Below are 17636 nucleotides of genomic sequence, written 5' to 3'. Positions count from 1 at the left end.
GTGGGCAATTTTACCGTCGTTTCAGGCTTGAATGGTTGAGATTGTCGTGGTCCGTAGTCATGCGTGACACGGACACCGATTAGACGGCTTCTGGAGAAAGACTGAGTCAGGACAGTTAGACTAGTGCGAACTCAGCCGGTCGGTCCGGCTTCCGTTTCGAACGACGACAGCCAGAGCAACAGTGCCGATGACAGCGATAATCACTCGACCGCCAAGTCCCACTGAGATCCCGGCGAGCGACGCGAGCGTGTTCGTCAACAGGAACAATACGACGACGGGGAGAACCCAGCTAACGGTCAGAAGCCACGGCTTGGCTAGCCATTCGAAACGGTCAGTTCCAGCGCGGAACTCGGCCAGCGCGTCCCCGCGCAGCAGCCAGCCGACGATGACAGTGAATGCGAACAGCCCGACGGTCAACATCAGGTCTGCGAGCGTGCCGGAGACGAACTGGAACACCGAGCTTGTGAGTGCCAGCCCGCTCCCAGTGGCCGCAAGCAGGACCGAGACCAGTACCGTGGCCCGGCGTCGCGGGACGCCAAAGCTATCGACGAGCGTTGCCACCGGCGTTTCGAGCAGGCTGATACCGCTGGTCACCGCAGCCATCAGCACGGTCACAAAGAACGCGGTTGCGACGAGTTCCCCGCCCGGAAGTGTCGCGAATGCCGTCGCGAGCGCGACGAACAGCGCACCGGGGCCGCCCTGCCCTGGGTCGACGCCCTGGGAAAACAGCAGCGGAATGACGACCAGCCCGGCGAGGACACCAATGAACGTGTTCGAGACCGCGATGACAAGTGTATCCCGCGGGAGCGATGCGTTGTCGTCCAGATACGAGGCGTACGTTAGCATCACTCCAGCACCGAGCGAGAGGGTGAACAGCGCCTGGCCTGCCGCTGGCCCGATAACGCTCAGGAAGTTCGCGGCGAGGTATTCGGCGTCAAAACTGAGATAGAACGCGTAGCCGGCGGCCGTCCCCGGCTGGGTGGCTGTCCACACAGCGAGGCCGAGCAAGATAATTACAACACCGGGAAGCATCACCTTCGAGACGCGTTCGATACCGTTGCTTATGCCAAAGAAAACGATGGCGGCAACGATACCGAGGAACAGCAGGTGAAAGGCGACCGCTTCGAGGCCAAAGCTCATTGCCCCGAAGTACTGCTGGGGCTGCCCGAAGTACGTCCCAACCGGTGAGACGAGCGTGTAGCGAAGGATCCACCCGCCGACGACAGAGTAGAACGAGAGGATAACGAGCGTTGTGAGGACGTTAAACGCGCCCAGCCACGACCCCCAGCGGGAGCCGGTGAGCGAGCGCAACGCCGCGGTTGGCGTCTGTCGGCCACAGCGTCCGAGGACGAACTCAGCGAGCAATCCCGGGACGCCGATGCCGACGACAACGAGCAGGTAGACGATGAGGAACGCACTGCCACCGTTTCCGGCGGTCAGCCACGGGAACCGCCAGATGTTCCCCAGACCTGCCGCACCGCCGACGGCAGCAAGCACGAAACCGAGGTTCGATATCCATGAGTCACGATCGGACATTCGTGTACAGGTCTGTTCAGTGGGTACTCAAGTTCCTGTTGATTCGGTTGCTTGCGTGTAATCAGGAAGGAATTAGGTAGCCGACAGTCCACCCGCGTCCGAACCGCCACGCGTCATTCCGCAGGCGACCGTCCGAAGGCGGGTGCCAGCAGCGTGGAACGGCGACGGCAGTCCGTCTCAGACCGCGAGGTACTCCGCAATCGCGTCCTCGTCGGCAATAGTCGACGGACCGAGTTCGTCAACGACCGTGCCACGCTCCATCGCGTAACAGCGGTCGGCCATCTCGCGGATGACCCCGAGGTTCTGCTCAACGAACAGAATCGTCGTCCCGAGGTCGTCGTTGATCGTCTGCATATCCTGGCTGATCTGGTCGACGATAGAGGGCTGGATGCCCTCGGACGGTTCATCGAGCAAGAGCAGGTCAGGATTCGAGACCAGTGCGCGGCCGATGGCGAGCATCTGCTGTTGCCCGCCCGAGAGCGTTCCGGCTTCCTGACTGGCCCGTTCTTCGAGCACGGGGAAGTAATCGTATATCTGGTCGTACAGCGTTTCGTCGCTCTCCGACCGGATGGTCTCGCCCATCTTGATGTTCTGCTCGACGGTTAGCTTGGGGAACACGTCCCGGCCCTGCGGGATGTAGCCGATTCCGGCCCGGGCGCGCTCGTCGGCACTCGCGTGAGTCACGTCCGTGCCGTCGTAGCTGATGGTCCCCTCGCTGGGCTCCAGCAAGCCCATCACCGTCTTCAGCAGCGTCGTCTTGCCGACGCCGTTTTTCCCCATCACCCCGACGATTTCTCCCTCCTCGACGGAGAGGTCCACATCCCGCAGTATCGGCGTTGTGTCGTAGGCTGCAGAAACCTCGTCGAGTTCGAGCATCATGACTCACCTCCCAGATATATCCGCTGGACCTCTGGGTCGGATTCGATTTCTTCAATCGGTCCCTCGCGGAACACCTCACCGTTGTGCAGGACGGTCACTTCTTCGGCGATGCTCGCGACGAAGTCGGTGTCGTGTTCGATAACAATGAAGGCGATCCCTTCCTCCTCGTTGAGCCGCCTGATCCGCTCGGCAATAGCTTCGCGTTCGGCCACGTCGAGGCCGGCGACCGGCTCGTCCAGCAGGAGCAGGTCGGGTTCGAGCGCGGCGGCCATCCCGATTTCCAGTTGCTGCTGTTGGCCGTGTGAGAGTTGCGACGCAGCAACGTCCTCGTAGCCGGTAAGGCCCGCAGCCTCGATAGCCTCGGCGACCAGCCGCCGTCGCTCTTCCCCGTCGGCGAACTGCTGGACGGGGAGCCTGACGTTCTCTCTGACACTCAGGTCACCGTACACGGACGGGACCTGGAATTTCATACTGATACCGCGAGAAACCCGCTCATGTGGGTCGAGGTCAGTGATGTCGTGGCCGTTGTAGTAGATACTGCCGTCGCTGGCCTCGTACGTCCCGGTAATCAGGTTCAGTAACGTTGACTTGCCAGCGCCGTTTGGGCCGATGAGACAGCGTAGCTCCCCCTCGGCGACCGAGAAGTCCACGTCGTCAGTGGCGGTGAACCCGCCGAACTGCTTGACGAGCCCGTCGGTCTGTAGCAGTGTCTCCGTTCTGTCACCCGTTGCCAGTTCCGCAGCGGTTTGCCGGACGTTCGGTCCAAGCGGGTCGATGTCGGATTCGGTTTCAGTATCACTCATTAGTCACTCACCTCACTCGGCGCGTCGGGTGCGTCGGCCCCGCCAGCTTCGCCTGGACCGAGTCGAGTTTCGACAATCCGCTCGTGGAGCCACGGAACGAAGCCGCTCGGAAGGACCAGAATCGTCACCAGCAACAGGGTGCCAAGCAGGACTAGCGCCAGCTCACCCGCCATCGAGATGCGGAGGTATTCGATGGCGAGCGTGGCGACAACGGCCCCGAGCAAGCTCTTTCTGCCGCCGATACTCACCCAGATGACCGGCAGCGTCGCGAACAGCAGCGAAAACACGGTCGGGTCGATGTAGACGTTCCGTGCGGCGTACAGCACACCGGACAGACCCGCAAGCGCGCCCCCCAGCGTGAACACGACGAACTTGATGCGGGTCACGTTGTAACCGAACATCTCGGTGCGGTCCTCATCCTCCCGGACAGCGACCATCACGCGGCCGTAGTCGGAGTTAACGAGGACCCGCAACCCGAGGTACGCCCCGACCAGCAGGAGGAGGACGAGATAGTAAAACGGGCTGATTTCAAAGGATCCGATACCGATAATCCGCATCGGGAACGGGTTGTAGATGAACTGGTAGGAGGCACCTTCGATGCCGAGCGTCAGCAGCGGGATGTCCGGCATCCCGTTGAACCCGCCCAGTGCCGCCTCACCGATGGCCCACTCGGACCCGGCGGTCTGGGCCATGAAGGTGTGCATGACGATCGTCGAGACGAGCGTGATGATGGTCACGTAGACATCCCGCACGCCACCGTAGAACATGAAGTAGCCCAGTATGGCTGCGCTGACACCGCCGCCGACGATACCGGCGACGACAGCGGCCGTGATACCCCCCGGGGTCGCAAAGTTGATCGAGACGACGCCGAACGTGTAGGCCCCGATACCGAAGAAGACGACCTGCCCGAAACTCAGTACGCCCGAGTAGCCCCAGACGACCGACAGCGAAAGCCCCAGCAGGGCCAGCACCATGAACAGCGACAACTGCGAGCCGTCACCGAAGGCCGGGTAGACGACGAGTGCCGCCACAGCGACGGCGAAGCCGACCCAGAACCCACGCGATTCCCCGATAGTGTTTGGCCCCTCGAACCGACTGCGAAGCCGACCCGGGAGCGACCTGTTCGCCTCGCCGTTTGCACTGTTTCTCGACATCTAGTCGCTCTCCTGTCTCCGTTTCCGCAGTTGTTCGATGAACCCGGTGATGCCGTCGGGGAGGAACCGGAGGGCGATGAGCGCAGCGACGAGTAGCGCGATACGGCCGATGAACGTCCCGTAGAGATTCGAGAACGTGGCCAGAATCGCCCCGAGGACGCCCCCCGACAGCGCGGTCCCGAGAACGACGCTCGGCCCGCCGACGACGACGGCGACGAACGCCTCGACCAGGAACTGGTCGCCAAGCGTCGGCTGCATCGAGATGACTGGGGCGAACAGCGCACCGGTCAGCCCGGCCAGCGCCGAGCCGATGCCGAACGTCAGCATGTACATCCGGTCGGTGTTGACGCCCATGGCCTGTGCCGTTTCCTTGTCCTGTATCGTCGCCCGGGCGCGCATCCCGAAGTCGGTCCGGGTGAACAGGTAGTAGGTAGCCAAGAGCAGCCCGATGCTAACGCCGGCCAAGACGATCCGGTACGTTGAGTAGGAGAACGCCCCGTACGAGATCGCGCCGAACGGCGTGGCTATCTGGTCGATTGAGTTGCCAAAGCTGATTCGAGCTCCCTGAGTCAGTATCAGACTGAGCCCAAACGTGGCGACCATGGAATCGGCCAGCCGGTCGTACAGCGGTTCGATGATATCGCGGCCCAGGGTCCGCTGGCTGACCCAGTTGGGCCACGCCCCGGAGATGATGACCCGCTCAGTCAGAATCCCGAAGAGACCAGTGACCACGCCGCCAACGAGCATCGCCACGACGAGCGGGAGGCCGAGTTGCGTCACGGCCAGCGTTGCGGTGTAGGCACCGATGAGGATGAACTCCCCGTGTGCCAGATTGATGACGCCCATAATCCCGAAGATGATGGCCAACCCCGCCGCGGCGAGCACGATGAACGCGAAGCTATCGAGGAACTGAAGCGCGAGGTTGATCCCGTTTACCATCCCTACTCGGCCTCCTCGTAGTAGTCCACCGGGGTGTACTGGGTCTGTTCCGGGTTCTCGGGGAGGTTGCAGCCGGCCGTCTCCGAGAGGAACGTCTCGGGTATCTGGCGGTTCTCGACGGCTTCGACGTTGTGGTCGTCGTCGGCGCGCATAATCCACATGTGGTGGTCGACGTGGTGGGTCGCGCCGTCAAGACGGATTGTCTCACCCTCCGGTGCTTCAGGTGCCTCCTCGGTGCCGAGTTCGATGCCCGACTCCAGAGCGTCGATGACTTCCGGCTGTTCGGTGGTCCCGGCCTGCTCGACGGCTTTCTTGTACATATACGTCGAGAAGTAGTTGGTCTCGGCCTCCTCGTTGAGGTACGGGGCATCAGGGTACATCTCGAAGTATCGGTCGACGAAGCCGCCATCGCCGGTGTTGCTGTCGGTCGGCACCTCCTCCATGTAGTTGACGCCCGCGTAGATGTTGGCCATCGCCGGGGCGTCGAGCCGTCGGTGCTCGTATCCCTGTGCCATTGCCGTCGAAGTGCCGATTGGCACGTCGAGACCGGCCGAGGCCTTCTGTTCGTAGAACGACGTGTGGTTCGCCCCGACAAGCATCGACATGACGAAGTCCGGGTCGGCCTCCTGAATCCGGTTGATCGTCGAACCGAAGGAGGACTCGCTGAGCGGAATAAACTCCTCACCGAGGACGTTCGCATCGTTTTCGTTTGCCAGCACCTTCACCCAGTCAGCGGAGAGCTGACCGAAGTTGTAGTCGGCCGCAATGGTGTAGATGTCCGGGCCGAACTCCTCGACCAGATACGGGAGGACGATGCCGAGTTGCTGGCGGGCAGTCGGGCCGACCGCGAAGGTGAATTCGTCACAGACGCCGCCCTCGTACTGGGTGGTGTAGAAGTAGAGCTGTTCGTTGCGGTCGATTATCGGGCGGATGGCTTCCCGGGTTGCCGAGGAGTAGCCGGCCCACAGGGCGTCGACGTTCTCCTCGTTGATCGCCGTGCGGGTGAGTTCCTGATAGCGCTGATTGTCCGACTGTGGGTCGCGCTGGAACGTCTCGATTTGCTTCCCGTCGATACCGCCGTTGGCGTTGATTTCCTCGATGGCGAGCATCGACGCCTTTGCCTTCGGGTCGCCGACGAGGGCGAAGTTCCCGGACTGGTCCTCCAGCACCCCGATTTTGAGCGTGTCGGTACTGCTCGCGGTGTCCGTCGAGGTCCCGCCTTCACCGGCAGAACAGCCGGCGAGGCCGGTAACGAGTGCGGCCCCGCTCGCGCCGAGGAACTGACGGCGGCTGACAGACGAGCGATTCATGCGTCTCCCTCCGATACTAGGTTCTTGTTAGGATTATTATGTCCATTATCTTTGGCCATCTCTCGTTCTTTACTCACAATATCCAAACGTTCGTCCATGATTTCGTTCACAGTGTTGCCGTCTGGGAGGGAGAAAATAAGGTTTACCACTCTTATCTTATATTGTCCACCACATAGTCTTGAGAGTATAAGGTCGTCAAAGGATATGACGAATAGTCAGCGAAAGCAGTAGTGCTGCCGATAAAATTTGAACTATTCCGCTATTTTGTGCCGCTGTCGGTCAATGGGACAAAAGAACAAACTGCTGGCGTTGTTCCGGTGCAGTGACCTGTACGACCGTTGTCAGTCAAATCTGGCTTCTGCGTCCCGAAATCACCCGCTGTATGCTCGCCCGCGCTGTAAGTGTCGCCGGTCACCGAAACCATCGGCAGACTGGACGTGAGTCGTGTTGGCTTCGGGAAGTAGGACAGTTCGATAGTCGAACCCCTTTATGTAGGGCCGAAACTTTAGCATTTAATCCGGTTCTCGATATAGAGGCGTCACTTGCGCAGAGAGCAATCATTTTAGTATGTGTATTCAAAGAGAAGGGCAGATGATAGACAAACAGTCAGAAATACTCGGGGCGGTGGCGCGATGAGCGATGGACTCGTGCCCGGTGAGGTCATCCCGGGTGAAGGGACAGTGACGCTGAACGAAGGCCGAGAGACGACGGAAGTGACTGTCGGGAACACCGGCGACAGACCCTCACAAGTCGGGTCGCACTTCCACTTTTTCGAGGCCAACGCGGCGCTGGAGTTCGACCGCGAAGCGGCCATGGGGATGCGGCTGAACATCCCTGCCGGCACGGCTGTCCGGTTCGAACCTGGTGACGAGCAAACGGTCGAACTCGTCGAAATTGGTGGGAAGCGACGCGCCCACGGGATGAACGGACTTGTCAACGGGAGCGTCGACGGCGAGACGGGCGACGCGGTCGAACGCATGCGTGCGGCAGGATTTGGAGACACAGGCGAGGCGGCACCGGACGACGGCGACACGGAGTCCGACCAATGACACGCGACATTGACCGCGAGAACTACGCCGAACTGTACGGGCCGACGACGGGCGACAAAGTCCGGCTGGGCGATACGGAGCTGTTCGCCAAGGTCGAAGAGGACCTACGCACCCACGGCGACGAGGCAGTGTTCGGCGGCGGGAAAACGCTCCGGGACGGGCTGGGAATGGCTCCCGGCGTCACACAGGCGGAGGGCGCACTCGACTGGGTGCTGACGAACGCGACGATTATCGACCCGATACTGGGTATCGTTGCCGCCGATATCGGCATTCGAAACGGGGAAATCGCCGGCATCGGGAAAGCCGGCAACCCCGACACAATGGACGGCGTCGACATGGTCGTCGGCCCGTCGACGGATGTCTATCCGGCTGAGGGGAAGATAGCAACCGCCGGCGGCCTCGATATCCACATTCACTTCAACTCCGCACAGCTTCACGAACACGCGCTGTCAGGCGGTATCACGACGATGCTCGGCGGGGGGTACGGCGGCGGCGCAACCACCTGTACTACCGGGCCAGAGAATGTCAAGCGCTTCCTGCAGGCCGCCGAGGAGTGGCCGGTCAACGTCGGTTTCTACGGGAAGGGCAACGCCTCCGACCCGGGCCCGCTCCGCGAGCAGGTCGAGGCCGGTGCCTGTGGGCTGAAACTCCACGAAGACTGGGGGTCGACCCCGGAAACCATCAACACCTGCCTCGAAGTCGCCGAAGACGAGGACGTGCAGGTGTGCATGCACACCGATACGCTGAACGAAGCCGGCTTCCTCGAGAACACCTTCGGGGCTGTCGACGGGCGGACGATGCACCTGTTCCACATCGAGGGCGCTGGCGGTGGTCACGCGCCGGACATCATGGAGATGGTCGGAGAGCCGAACATGCTGCCGTCGTCGACGAATCCATCGATGCCGTACACCGACAACACGTTCGACGAGCATCTGGACATGGTGATGGTGTGTCACCACCTCAACCCTGACGTGCCGGAAGACGTGGCCTTCGCCGAATCCCGCGTTCGCGCGGAGACCATCGCCGCCGAGGATGTGCTCCACGACATGGGCGCGATTTCGATGATGACCTCCGACTCCCAGGCGATGGGGCGGATGGCCGAGGTCATCCCGCGGACGTGGCAGACAGCCTCGAAGATGAAATCCCAGCGTGGCCCGCTGCCCGAAGACGAAGGGACGGGCGCGGACAACCACCGTATCAAGCGCTACATCGCCAAGTACACCGTCAATCCTGCTATCAGCGCCGGCATCGAAGAGCACGTCGGGACACTCGAACCCGGCAAGCTTGCCGACATCTGCCTGTGGGACCCCGCGTTCTTCGGCGTCAAGCCGGCGATGACGTTCAAGGGCGGCTTCCCGGTCCATTCGGAGATGGGCGAAGCCAACGGGTCACTGATGACCTGCGAGCCGATTCTCCAGCGCGAACGCGCCGGTGCGGTCGGCAAAGCCAAGCACGCCATTTCGCTGTCGTTCGTCTCTCCGGCGGCCGCCGAGGCCGGCATCGACGAGGAGTACGGGCTCGACTCCCGCGTCGTGCCAATCGAGGGCGCACGGACGCCCGGCAAAGACGACATGGTGTACAACAGCTACTGTCCGGATGACATCGAGGTCGACCCGGAGACCTTCGAGGTCCGGGTCGACGGCGAGCACGTCACCTGTGAACCGTCTTCCGAACTCCCACTTGCGCAGCGATACCTGCTATGAAACTCACAGCCAAAGAACAGGAACGACTCACGGTCTTTACCGCCGCAGAGGTCGCGCGGCGCCGCAAGGAACGCGGTGTCCCGCTGAACCACCCCGAAGCCGTCGCTTACATCAGCGACTGGTGCATCGAACGCGGTCGTGACGGCCAGTCGGTCGCCGAAATCCGGTCCGGTGCGTCGAAACTGCTCGGCCGCGAGGACGTGATGGACGGCGTGCCGGAGATGATAGACATGATTCAGGTCGAACCGGTGTTCCCCGACGGGACGAAACTGGTCACGGTTCACGACCCGATTCGGTCCGACAGTGTTGGGTCCGCTGACGACGAAACGACGGAGTCAGAGGCGGCGACCAATGGCGGGGACTCGGCGGGGACAGACGAATGAGTCTCACACACCGCGACGTGGCGACGGTCGGTATCGGCGGGCCGGTCGGCTCCGGCAAAACCTCGCTACTGACCGCGCTCGTTCCCGAACTGCGCGACCAGGGGCTTGATGTGGGTGTCATCGCCAACGACATCCTCACACAGGAAGACGCAGACGTGCTCCGCGAGCGCTTCGCCGGGGTCGTCCCGGAAGACCTCGTCGCTGGCGTCGAGACAGGCGCGTGCCCGCACACAGGTATCCGTGAAGACCCATCGATGAACCTCCAGCAAATCGATTCCTTCCTGGCAGACCACCCAGAGCTGGACCTGGTGCTGGTCGAGAGCGGCGGCGACAACCTCGCGGCGACGTTCAACCCCGAGCTCGCCGATTACTCTCTGTACGTCATTTCGGTCGCGGAAGGTGAAGACATCCCCCGAAAACGCGGCCCGGGGGTCGTCGACTGTGACCTACTCGTCGTCAACAAGACTGACCTCGCGCCCCACGTCGGCGCTGACCTCGACGTGATGGAGCACGACGCAAACGAGGTTCGGGACGGACCCGTCGTCTTCACCAACTGCAAAGACGAGACAAACATCGACACGGTGCTGTCGCACGTCCGTGACGGGGTGCTGTTCGCCTGATGGCCGCTGACGCGCCCCATCCGGCGTTCGAGGGGTATGCGACCGAGGCCGTGCCACAGGCCGCTGTGGGGTCCCCCGGGAAAGACGGCGTGCTCGAACTGACCTTCGAACGGACAGCCGACGGGACGACCCTTGTCCACGATTACGCGACGGTCCCGTTCCACATCTCAGGAACGCTGGGCTACGACCCACTCCCCGAGGCCGATACCGTATTCATCCAGTCACCGACCGGCGGCGTCGCGCAGGGTGACCGCCATGACGTGTCGATAACCGTCGTGGACGAGGCCGTCGCACACGTCTCGACCCAGAGTTCGACGAAGGTCCAGACGATGACGTGTAACTACGCCGCCGCCGACACGACGCTTAGCGTCGGCGCTGGCGGTCATCTGGATTACGTGCCCGAGCCGACAATCCTCCACGCTGACTCCCGGTACCTGCAGGAGCTTTCGGTCGACCTGGCCCCCGGCGCGACTGCCGTGGTCAGCGACGTGGTCGTCCCGGGCCGTCTCGCCAGAGGCGAGCGCTTCGAATTCGAACGGTACCTTTCGCGCGTGCGGGCGACCGGACCTGACGGGCACCTGTTCGAGGACGCGACACACCTGACGCCGGGAGACGAGGACCCCACAGCCCCCGGCGTCCTCGGTGAGTTCACCGTCTACGGGACGACGTTCGTCCTCGCGCCGGACCACGACGAGGCCGAACTGAGCGATGCGCTCCACGCGGTCGTCACCGACGGTGATGCTCGGGCCGGTGCAACAGCATTGCCGAACGGTGCCGGGGTCGCAGTCCGTGCCCTTGGCGACCGCGCTGAGACCGTTCAGGCAACGCTCCACGCGGCCTGGGACCACGCGCGCATTGAGCTACTGGACGCCCCTGCGCCCTCTGGGAGGAAGTACTGATGCTGGTCGCAGACACCTATCTCGGCCATCGCGATGGCGATGCTATCCCTGAAACCGTCGAGGCATCGGCCCACGCTACTGTCGTGCTCTCGGACACCGAACGCCAGCGCTCGCGGGTCCGGACTGAAACGACAGCCGGCCGGGACCTTGGTATCGTGGTTGCCCGTGACCTCGCGGACGGCGACGTACTTGAAGCTGAGGGCGGCACTTTCGTCGTTGTCGAACTCGCCGAAATCGAGGCCCTCGTGCTCGATTTCGCCGACAGCGATATCTCACCGGCCGCGGCGCTGGAGCTCGGCCACGCGGTCGGGAACAAACACTGGAACCTCGCGGTCCGCGAGCAGGAGGCCCTATTTCCCGTGACCGACTCGAAGGAAAGAATGGAAGACACAGTCGCCGACCTGCTCCCCGGGGACGTACCGATGCGGTACGAGCACGTACCGCCGACGACGTTCGACGATGACGGGGTCGACCACACCCACGGTGACGGGACAGGCCACGAGGGTAGTGGTCACAGTCACGACGGGACCAGTCACGCCCATGACCACGGCGTGCGTACTATTGACGGAGGGGACCAATGAGCGACGTCGCAACGCTTGAATCGTTCCGCCTCGCGGATTCGTTCCTGCCAGTCGGGACCTACACCGTCTCCTACGGGCTGGAACAGTTCATTCAGGACGACCGGGTCGAAGACGCGACAGACCTCGAAGGGCTCCTGTCGACGTACCTCAGACGGCAAATCGGCCCCGCCGAACTCGTCGCGCTCCGGGCAGCACACGCCGCCGCGACTGACGGTGATATCGACGCGATCTGCCATGCCGACCAGCGCCTGTCGGCCGTGACGCTGGCCGCAGAGTTCCGCGAGAGCGCCCAACAGTCCGGCGACCGGTTGCTCTCGCTCCAGACGGAACTACGTGACGAGGCGCTCCTGAACCGCTACGCGGAGCGCGTTGGTGCCGACGACGCACCCGGGAACTACGCCGTCGTACTCGGCGTTGCGACGGGGCTGGCCGACGTGGCTGTCCGGGAGGCCTGCTTGCTGTGCTGTCACGGGTTCGTCACCGGACTGCTGGGCGCGGCTCAGCGTCTCCTCTCACTCGGCCACACGGATGCCCAGCGAATCCTGAACGACCTGCAGCCAGTGATGACGGCTGCAGTCGATGATAGCGCGGACCGAGGAATAGATGAGATGACGCCGTTCGCCCCACTGGTAGACGTATTAGCCGCCGAGCATGAGCGGGCAGAGCGCCGGCTGTTCGCCAGTTAACGCCCAACAGGTTCGAGCGTAACAGTCCGACCAGTCCTGTTCCCGAACCGGCTCTTGGAGGAAAAAATCGGGCGTGTCCGGTGGCCAGTGCCGCCCCGTTAGTCAGCACTAACAACGAGCAGGAACGTTTCCGGTCGCACCGCCTCAAACTCGACCGTGAACCCGTGCTGGCGGAGCGCATCCGTCGCCTCGGCAGCGGAAAACCGCTCATCGACGGGCGGGCCGTTGCGACCGCTTCCAGAAGCCGCCCAATCGGCGATAGCAAACGTCCCCCCAGGCTTGAGCACTCGTGCGACCTCGCGCAGCGCCCCGTCGCTAGCGAACTCGTGGTACGTCATCGTCGAGAACGCCGCGTCGAGACTGCTGGTGTCGAACGGGAGGTCGTCGACCGCACTCGTCACGAGGTCGACGTTGTCGGGGACGCCTTTCTTCCGGTAGTAGTCGTGCATCGCTTCCTGGATATCCACGGCGTACACGTGGTCGACGGCCGGTGCAACATCGTCGGTGTAGAAGCCGGTCCCGCTCCCGAGGTCTGCGACCGTCTCGTCACTACTGGCCGACAGCGCCCAGCAGAGCTCTTCAGCGGAGAGGGAACGGTACCGTTCCTGAGCGTCTTCGAGCTTGTCGGCCCGGCCGGCATCAAAGGTGTGATAGCCCATTAGAGGTTCTGGAACGCCTCGTCAACGATTTCACCGGTGTCGGCGACGATATCTGCCATCTCCTCGTTGTCGGGTGCCATCCCGACGAGGCGAGCGATACGCATAATCGAGACGTGATAGACACGCTGTTGCCCGGGCTCTTCTTCCCAGATGACGACGTTACAGGCCATGAGGCTGCCGAGTTTGTTATCCGTCGCATCGAGGGCACGGTCGGCAACTTCGGGGTTACAGGCCCCCAGCACGTAGTATGGGTCACGGTCCGCGTCGATCTTCTCGTTGAGCATTTCGGAGGGCGAGAACTCGACGGGGACACCAAATCCGGCGTCAGTGAACACGTCCCGGACGTGTTCGATCGCGTCCTCGTGGCTCATTTCGAGCGTCGCCTGTTGTTCGCCGATGTCTTCAGGGTCGATCTGGCTCGGGTCGATTGGGAGCGTCATTCGTGTATTGTATTGTGTCTATAGAGCAAAGTCTCTTCGGATACACTCTCAGTAGTGTGGCGCGATCTCGCAAATACGGAATCGAACAGAAGGGCGGCTAAGCGTCGAGGATGCGACTGTAGCCTGTAGGCTGAATATGGATTAGTCTCCAATTCCTCGGGACCGACACGGGTAGAGAGTAGCACGGAAACTGCGCCGGTAGCGAGTGCTTCCATGGGCTCTGAGCCGAGCCCGCCCATGGAACCCCGCACGCCTCCCCGGTGGCTTACATGTGACTGTCCAGCACATTTAGCGTTCGAGGAGTCTCACACTCGGGACGCCGATAGCGGGAGTCCGCGGTCAGAGCCGCTTCACTCTTGGACCCCGTGCTAACCCTCTTAATGTGGGCTAGTAGTGTAAATAGTGTACAAAAATAACTTGTCTGGAAGCAACACCAGAGAGACGGTTACGTGGCTCTGTAGAAACACTCCAGAGTTGATAGGAATAGAGTCGTAAATGCTGGGTATACAGTCAGCAATCTCCAGATGCGGTCAGATGAGGATGATGACTGTTCAACATGGAGAGGACAGAGGGAGATCGACGAGAGAAGACAATCATTCAGTCTCGCGTCGAACAAGGTTCCCGAGAAGAGCGTCGCCGAAGACAAGAACGAGAATTGCGCCGACGAGATTGGAGACGAGATCGAGCAGCGTGTCAGTCTTTCCGTAGGAGACGAGTATTGGTTCGAGACCGACTCGGCGCGACGAAGCGTGAATAATGTACTCCATGAATTCCCAGAGGATGCCCATGGTAACGACACCGGTAATGACCCGCTGCTCCGGGTCTACGCCCAACCGCCGCGAGAGTACGTGAATAAGCCCACCAAGAACCGTCGCCGAGTGAATATGGGTCAGATTGTCCCACCACCAGATATCGTCGTACGGGCCGAGCATCCCGACAGCGTGTGTCAGCATCGCTGTCTCTACGTAAATCCGCTGCCACGGCCGAAATTCAACGGAACACCGCCGTTCCAAGATGTCTGGCAGATACGCTCCCCCGAAAGCGATGAGAGCATTCACAACCGCCCCAGGGCTCCGCCTCCGGATTCCCTCGGCGAAGGATACAGCGATACCCGTGCGGATCGCACTCCTGAGTAACCCTGTGACGCCCGGGGAAGGTGTCCGAGATGCAGACCTGCTCATACCTCACTGGGCCGCATGTGTCGCGTGGCTGCCAAAGCAGTGTGATCGTATATCATTTCCGAGGACCTCGTTTTCTATTTCTGTCAGTGAGGAGGGAGCTACCGCAGAAATACTTTGTGTCGCTAATTCTACAAGTTGGCCGAGACTTCCAGCGAACCGTTCGCTGGCAGCTTTTGCGTGCAGTTGTGCGAACCGTACACAAGTCTTATAACTGCGTAGCGGGTAGAAAAAGGTGATAACGATGCCAGATTCGATGTCTGAACAACTCCGGCGGGATATGCAGTGTGAGGGCCTATTAGAATGTTTCCACGGACTCAAGGAACTCGACAAGGAGTGCTTTCGGGCGCTTGTCGAGGCTGAGGACCCACTGACCGTCGACGAACTCGCCGATGCAGTCGATCGTGAGCGCTCAACCGCGTACCGCGCCGTCCAGCGGCTTCTCCAGACGGGCTTCATCGAAAAAGATCAGATCAACTACGACCAAGGCGGCTACTACCACGTCTACTCGCCGACAGACCCGTCGCAGATAGCAGACGAGATGCAGCGGATGCTCAACGACTGGTACGCGAAGATGGGCCAGCTCATTCAGGAATTCGAGAACAAGTACGAACAGTCCGAGTCCACAGCCCCGACCGTCGAAAGCTAACGCCGCGTCCTTCTCTCTATCATACTCTGTCGCCCCCGATCCAGGCGGATTTCTCTCTGTGAAGCGGTAACTGACCCACTTCGTCTGGCCGGGCATCAGTATTCATAGTATTGTGCAATATGTACAAAGACTTATCTGACGCTGCCGCGTACATTCAGGTGATGGCAACTGATACTGCATCCGACGCTGGAACCACCACGACAAACGAGCCACTTCACATCGACGGAGCAGACCAGCTTGATGATGTCGTTAATAAGTACGACCTCGTCCTCACGGACTTCTATGCCGACTGGTGTGGCCCGTGCCAGATGCTCGAACCCGTCGTCGAGACATTGGCCGCAGAAACTGACGCGGCTGTCGCCAAAGTCGATGTTGACGCCAACCAGCAACTCGCTCAGTCGTACGGCGTCCGGGGCGTGCCGACGCTCATCCTGTTTGCCGGCGGTGAGCAGGTCGAAGAAGTCGTCGGCGTCAAAGGAGAAGATGACCTCCGGGCGCTTATCGAATCCTACGCGGAATAACGAACCGGTGACACACAGGGCTCGTCATCGTTGGCTCTGGAAGCGTGAGAGTTGGTCACCTCGTCCACATGCAGTCGTGACAACGGGAGACAGGCAGTTTTTGCGGCGCGGAAAGACCAACGAATAGCGTTGAATCCGTGTCGGGCACAGCGGCATCACGGGTTACCTACACCACACTCAACCATTAGTACCGTAGCGAGACGAGAGTCTGTATGACTGACCCGTTCGTGGTCATCGGTGGTGACGCAGCCGGGCTCAGCGCTGCGAGCAAGTTCGCCCGCGAGGCACCGGACCGTGACGTGATTGTCTTCGAAAAAGGCAAGTGGGTGTCCTATGCCCACTGCGGGACACCGTATTACGTGAAGGGGACTGTCGAGCGGCTGACGGACCTCCTCTCGCTGTCGCCCGAACAGGCGGCCGAGCGGGGTATCGACCTCCGCCGGAACCACGAAGTCGTCGGCGTCGACACCGACGCCGAGACGGTTGCCGTCGCCCACGACAGCGAGACGTTTAGCCAGCCATATGGCGACCTGCTGGTCGCGACAGGGGCACGCGCGATGACTGGACCGATACCGGGGACAGAACTCGATGGTGCGCTCACGATGCACGGACTTGATTCGGCTGCTTCGGTTCGTGCCGCGCTGTCCGAGCCGGGGGAATTCGCCGTCGATACGAGTATCGAGTACGTCGACACGGCGCTCGTCGAGAAGTACACCGACTGGGAACCACCGGAGCGAGTCGCCATCGTCGGCGGCGGCTACGTCGGCGTCGAGATGGCCGAGGCGTTCCAGGCTCACAACATCGAGACACATCTCTTCCAGCGGTCGGGCCACCTCCTGCCGCCGTTCGGGGAAGCAGTCGGCGAGCGCGTTGCCCGCCAGCTCCGGGAGCAAGGCGTGATACTGCATCTGGACACCGCCGTTGAGGAGATTGTCGGAAACAGAGACGAGCGCGTCACGGCGGTTGCCCATGACGGTGGCACCACCGATGTGGACCTCGCGCTGGTCGGTATCGGCATCAGGCCGAACACGGCCCTCCTCGCGGACACGCCGGTCGACCTTGGCTATTCAGGCGCGGTAGCGGTCGACGAGTACGGGGCGACGAGCGTCAACAGGGTCTACGCCGCCGGGGACTGCGCCGAAGACCGCCACGCCGTGACCGGCGAGCCTGACTGGGTTCCCCTTGGACTGACCGCGAACCGGGCTGGTCGCGCAATCGGGCAGACCGTCGCCGGCGACCCCTCACTTGTCGGCGACATCGCCGGAACAGCTGTCGTGAAGGCGTTCGACCTCGAATGTGGCCGCGTGGGCCTCCTCGACCACGAACAGGCCAGCGCCGCCGGCTTCGACCCGGTGTCGACGACGGTTACGGCTAGGTCCCGGTCAGGGTACTACCCCGGCGGCGACGACACTGACGTGACCCTCGTCGCCGATCGAAATAGTGGTCGCCTGCTGGGCGGCGCACTCGTCGGGGAAGACCGGGCGGCGATACGTATCGACACGCTTGCGACGGCCATCGAGGCAGACATGACTATCGACGAACTCGAACGGCTAGACCTGGCGTACGCCCCACCGTTCAGCCCCGTCTGGGACCCGGTGCTAGTCGCCGCGAAAGTGCTCAACGGACAGTTGGAGTGAGGGCGGCCCG

19 protein-coding genes are annotated in these 17636 nt (G+C 61.9%); 10 read left to right on the top strand and 9 right to left on the bottom strand.

The annotated features are described in order from the left end of the window. Positions 1-120 precede the first annotated feature (120 nt). From G9C82_RS14895 to G9C82_RS14870, 6 genes are all read right to left on the bottom strand, one after another. Positions 121-1536: a sodium-dependent transporter gene (locus tag G9C82_RS14895; RefSeq protein WP_127014532.1), complete on the bottom strand. Its 1416-nt coding sequence runs from the start codon at positions 1534-1536 to the stop codon at positions 121-123. A 177-nt stretch (positions 1537-1713) separates the two neighbouring features. Then, positions 1714-2412, bottom strand: a complete 699-nt coding sequence (locus G9C82_RS14890) for an ABC transporter ATP-binding protein (protein ID WP_049919390.1) — start codon at positions 2410-2412, stop codon at positions 1714-1716. Then, complete coding sequence (locus G9C82_RS14885; RefSeq protein ID WP_004965728.1) at positions 2412-3218, bottom strand: ABC transporter ATP-binding protein; 807 nt, start codon at positions 3216-3218, stop codon at positions 2412-2414. The genes G9C82_RS14890 and G9C82_RS14885 overlap by 1 nt, the downstream gene beginning before the upstream one ends. Continuing rightward, complete coding sequence (urtC, locus tag G9C82_RS14880; RefSeq protein ID WP_127014531.1) at positions 3218-4372, bottom strand: urea ABC transporter, permease protein UrtC; 1155 nt, start codon at positions 4370-4372, stop codon at positions 3218-3220. Before urtC ends, G9C82_RS14885 begins: the two co-directional genes overlap by 1 nt. Beyond that, positions 4373-5311, bottom strand: a complete 939-nt coding sequence (gene urtB / locus G9C82_RS14875) for an urea ABC transporter, permease protein UrtB (protein WP_127014530.1) — start codon at positions 5309-5311, stop codon at positions 4373-4375. Between the two features lie 2 nt (positions 5312-5313). Next, the gene (locus G9C82_RS14870) at positions 5314-6621 is read right to left on the bottom strand and encodes an urea ABC transporter substrate-binding protein (protein ID WP_004965723.1); all 1308 of its coding nucleotides are present in this window, start codon (positions 6619-6621) and stop codon (positions 5314-5316) included. 632 nt (positions 6622-7253) lie between these two features. Here G9C82_RS14870 and G9C82_RS14865 point away from each other — a divergent pair. Genes G9C82_RS14865 through G9C82_RS14835 form a run of 7 tightly spaced genes read left to right on the top strand, consistent with a single transcriptional unit; the run spans position 7254 to position 12542 of the window. Further along, positions 7254-7670 carry an urease subunit beta gene (locus tag G9C82_RS14865; protein WP_004965721.1) on the top strand — a complete coding sequence of 139 codons (417 nt, stop codon included), beginning with the start codon at positions 7254-7256 and terminating at the stop codon, positions 7668-7670. After that, positions 7667-9373 carry an urease subunit alpha gene (gene ureC, locus G9C82_RS14860; RefSeq protein WP_127014529.1) on the top strand — a complete coding sequence of 569 codons (1707 nt, stop codon included), beginning with the start codon at positions 7667-7669 and terminating at the stop codon, positions 9371-9373. Before G9C82_RS14865 ends, ureC begins: the two co-directional genes overlap by 4 nt. Continuing rightward, positions 9370-9756 (top strand): urease subunit gamma, encoded by a 387-nt coding sequence (locus G9C82_RS14855; protein ID WP_127014528.1) that lies wholly within the window; start codon positions 9370-9372, stop codon positions 9754-9756. The genes ureC and G9C82_RS14855 overlap by 4 nt, the downstream gene beginning before the upstream one ends. Continuing rightward, positions 9753-10376 carry an urease accessory protein UreG gene (gene ureG / locus G9C82_RS14850; RefSeq protein ID WP_004965716.1) on the top strand — a complete coding sequence of 208 codons (624 nt, stop codon included), beginning with the start codon at positions 9753-9755 and terminating at the stop codon, positions 10374-10376. Before G9C82_RS14855 ends, ureG begins: the two co-directional genes overlap by 4 nt. Then, on the top strand, positions 10376-11275 hold the full coding sequence (gene ureD, locus G9C82_RS14845; RefSeq protein ID WP_127014527.1) for an urease accessory protein UreD: 900 nt from the start codon (positions 10376-10378) through the stop codon (positions 11273-11275). The genes ureG and ureD overlap by 1 nt, the downstream gene beginning before the upstream one ends. Then, positions 11275-11856 carry an urease accessory protein UreE gene (locus G9C82_RS14840; protein WP_127014526.1) on the top strand — a complete coding sequence of 194 codons (582 nt, stop codon included), beginning with the start codon at positions 11275-11277 and terminating at the stop codon, positions 11854-11856. The genes ureD and G9C82_RS14840 overlap by 1 nt, the downstream gene beginning before the upstream one ends. Next, positions 11853-12542 carry an urease accessory protein UreF gene (locus G9C82_RS14835; protein ID WP_127014525.1) on the top strand — a complete coding sequence of 230 codons (690 nt, stop codon included), beginning with the start codon at positions 11853-11855 and terminating at the stop codon, positions 12540-12542. Before G9C82_RS14840 ends, G9C82_RS14835 begins: the two co-directional genes overlap by 4 nt. A gap of 98 nt (positions 12543-12640) precedes the next feature. On the opposite strand, the gene G9C82_RS14830 is transcribed toward G9C82_RS14835, so the two are convergent. The 3 genes from G9C82_RS14830 to G9C82_RS21040 form a co-directional block, all read right to left on the bottom strand. Continuing rightward, positions 12641-13201, bottom strand: coding sequence for a class I SAM-dependent methyltransferase (locus tag G9C82_RS14830; RefSeq protein WP_011222590.1), 561 nt, complete (start codon positions 13199-13201; stop codon positions 12641-12643). Further along, entirely contained in the window at positions 13201-13641 is a 441-nt protein-coding gene (locus tag G9C82_RS14825) for a DUF302 domain-containing protein (protein ID WP_127014524.1), read from the bottom strand. The genes G9C82_RS14830 and G9C82_RS14825 overlap by 1 nt, the downstream gene beginning before the upstream one ends. 593 nt (positions 13642-14234) lie before the next feature. Further along, positions 14235-14822 carry a hypothetical protein gene (locus G9C82_RS21040; RefSeq protein WP_011222591.1) on the bottom strand — a complete coding sequence of 196 codons (588 nt, stop codon included), beginning with the start codon at positions 14820-14822 and terminating at the stop codon, positions 14235-14237. Between the two features lie 241 nt (positions 14823-15063). Between G9C82_RS21040 and G9C82_RS14815 the strand changes: the two genes are divergently transcribed. The 3 genes from G9C82_RS14815 to G9C82_RS14805 all read left to right on the top strand — a co-directional run bounded on the left by G9C82_RS14815 (position 15064) and on the right by G9C82_RS14805 (position 17626). Continuing rightward, positions 15064-15468 carry a helix-turn-helix domain-containing protein gene (locus G9C82_RS14815; RefSeq protein WP_127014523.1) on the top strand — a complete coding sequence of 135 codons (405 nt, stop codon included), beginning with the start codon at positions 15064-15066 and terminating at the stop codon, positions 15466-15468. 161 nt (positions 15469-15629) lie between these two features. Then, positions 15630-15989 (top strand): thioredoxin, encoded by a 360-nt coding sequence (gene trxA / locus G9C82_RS14810; RefSeq protein WP_004965691.1) that lies wholly within the window; start codon positions 15630-15632, stop codon positions 15987-15989. A 212-nt stretch (positions 15990-16201) separates the two neighbouring features. After that, a complete protein-coding gene (locus G9C82_RS14805) occupies positions 16202-17626 on the top strand; it encodes an FAD-dependent oxidoreductase (protein ID WP_127014522.1) in 1425 nt (474 codons plus the stop codon). The last annotated feature ends 10 nt before the right edge of the window (positions 17627-17636 follow it).

This window comes from Haloarcula sp. R1-2 (assembly GCF_011627385.1).
Classification (GTDB): Archaea; Halobacteriota; Halobacteria; order Halobacteriales; family Haloarculaceae; genus Haloarcula; species Haloarcula marismortui.
This window is presented reverse-complemented; position numbering and strand designations above follow the sequence as displayed.